Source organism: Halomonas sp. MCCC 1A11062, assembly GCF_021404355.1.
Classification (GTDB): domain Bacteria; phylum Pseudomonadota; class Gammaproteobacteria; order Pseudomonadales; family Halomonadaceae; genus Halomonas; species Halomonas aerodenitrificans.
This window is the reverse complement of record NZ_JABFTW010000052.1, coordinates 1-2,055: the sequence shown is the minus strand read 5'-3', so window position 1 is coordinate 2,055 and position 2,055 is coordinate 1. Positions and strand designations below refer to the sequence as shown.

Genomic DNA, 2,055 nt, shown 5'->3' with positions numbered 1-2,055 from the left:
GAGGGTAGAATCGGTCATGGCGTATCCACTCATGTTGATTGAGATCTTGGTCGTGATCAATCAACAGGATACGCCACCCTTCCTACCTCCTCCCATACACCAGAAATCACCATAGCTCCTGTTGGGGCTCTACATCATCTGGCAGGGAAGCCACTACGATATCGGCTCACTGCGCCGCATGGGGCCTGGTTTCTTTCCGATAATGGTCGGCTCCATGCTGTTGTTGTTCTCTATTCTCCTGGTTGTAGAGCAGTGGCACTCGGAACAAATAAAGGGTTTTTGGATCCCCCGCCCGATTCTCATGGTTACCGCTGGTTTCGTAGCATTCGCCGCGTTACTGGAACGCACCGGCCTGGTGCCCGCCACCCTGGCTCTGGTCATTCTGGTGTCTCTCTCCGAAAAGCCAGTGCGCCCGTGGGCAGCAGTCGCTACTGCGGTATGCCTGAGCATACTCGGCGTTTCGGTCTTTATTTACGGGCTCGGCGTCCCGGTCGCCGCAATTCGATGGTGAGCTGATGGATATCTTCCAGAATCTGGCGCTCGGCGCCGAGATCGCGTTCTCCTTGGAAGGCCTGCTGTTCTGCTTCGTAGGCGTTCTTGTCGGTACCTTCGTTGGCGTGCTGCCGGGCATCGGGCCATTGACGGCCATCTCCCTGGCATTGCCGATGACCTACTACCTCTCTCCGCCAGTCGCGCTGATCATGCTCGCAGGCATTTTCTACGGCGCCCAGTATGGCGGCTCGATTGCTGCAATCCTGCTCAACCTGCCGGGCACCGCCTCGGCGGCGGTGACCTGCCTGGACGGCAACCAGCTCACCAAGCAAGGACGTGCTGGTGTGGCACTGTTCACAGCCGCCATCGCTTCCTTCACCGGCGGCATCGTCGCCATCTTCATGGTGCTTGGCTTCACGCCGGTGATAGCGTCATTCGCCATGGGTTTTGGTCCCGTGGATTACTTCTCGATCATGCTGCTGGGTCTGGTCGCCGCTTCCACCCTGTCGGTGGGGTCGCCGCTTAAAGGAATGGCCATGGTGATCCTCGGCATCGCCCTGGGGCTGGTGGGCACCGACGAAACATCCGGCGCCGCGCGCTTCACTTTCGGCGCTTTGGCGCTGGCCGACGGCATCAGTCTGGTGGCGCTGGCGATGGGTCTGTTCGGCGTTGGCGAGATTCTTGCCAATCTTGGCCAGGAGAGGCATGCACCGCTAAAAGCCAGCGGCCTGACGTTTAAATCCATGATGCCCAAGCCGGCGGAGTGCCACGGCCTTTGGAAGACCATGCTGCGTAGCTCTAGCATCGGCACCTTCGTCGGTGCTTTGCCCGGTTCCGGCCCCGCCATTGCCGCCTTCATGTCCTACGCGGCGGAGAAAAAGCTGGCGAAGAACCCGGACAAACTCGGTCAGGGTGAATTGCGCGGCGTCGCCGCGCCGGAATCTGCCAATAATGCAGCGGTACAGGCAGCATTCATTCCCACCCTGAGTTTGGGGATCCCCGGTGACGCGGTCATGGCGGTACTGCTCGGCGCCATGATCTTGCACGGTATTGCGCCCGGACCGATGCTGATAACCAGCAATCCCGAAATGTTCTGGGGCCTGGTGGTCAGCTTCGGAGTCGGCAACATCATGCTGCTGATACTCAACGTGCCATTGATCCGCCTCTGGGTGCGCATGCTGTCGATTCCCTATCACATGCTGTACCCCGCGATGCTGTTTTTTATCTGCATCGGTGTGTATTCGGTACGGTCGAGCATTTTTGATATCTACACGGTACTTTTCTTCGGCGTGATCGGTTACTTCCTGATTCGCCTGCGCTATCCAGCCGCACCTTTGCTACTCGGCTTCATTCTCGGCCCGATGATGGAAGTGCATTTCCGGCGTGCCCTGTTGATGTCGCGAGGGGATTACATGACGTTCTTCGAGAGCGCGCCAAGTGCCGCGAGCTATGGTGATTTCTGGTGTATGGGAGGAGGTAGGAAGGGTGGCGTATCCTGTTGATTGATCACGACCAAGATCTCAATCAACATGAGTGGATACGCCATGACCGATTCTACCCTCC

2 protein-coding genes are annotated in these 2,055 nt (G+C 58.3%); both read left to right on the top strand.

Annotated elements, in window-relative coordinates:
• Positions 1–121: 121 nt before the first annotated feature.
• Positions 122–511 carry a tripartite tricarboxylate transporter TctB family protein gene (locus HOP58_RS22715; RefSeq protein WP_234261904.1) on the top strand — a complete coding sequence of 130 codons (390 nt, stop codon included), beginning with the start codon at positions 122–124 and terminating at the stop codon, positions 509–511.
• 4 nt (positions 512–515) lie between these two features.
• Positions 516–1,994 (top strand): tripartite tricarboxylate transporter permease, encoded by a 1,479-nt coding sequence (locus HOP58_RS22710; RefSeq protein WP_234261903.1) that lies wholly within the window; start codon positions 516–518, stop codon positions 1,992–1,994.
• Positions 1,995–2,055: the final 61 nt, after the last annotated feature.

What these genes read in the sequence shown, in the direction of transcription:
- HOP58_RS22710 (WP_234261903.1), top strand. Translation starts at nt 516, where the DNA reads ATGGATATCTTCCAGAATCTGGCGCTCGGCGCCGAGATCGCGTTCTCC.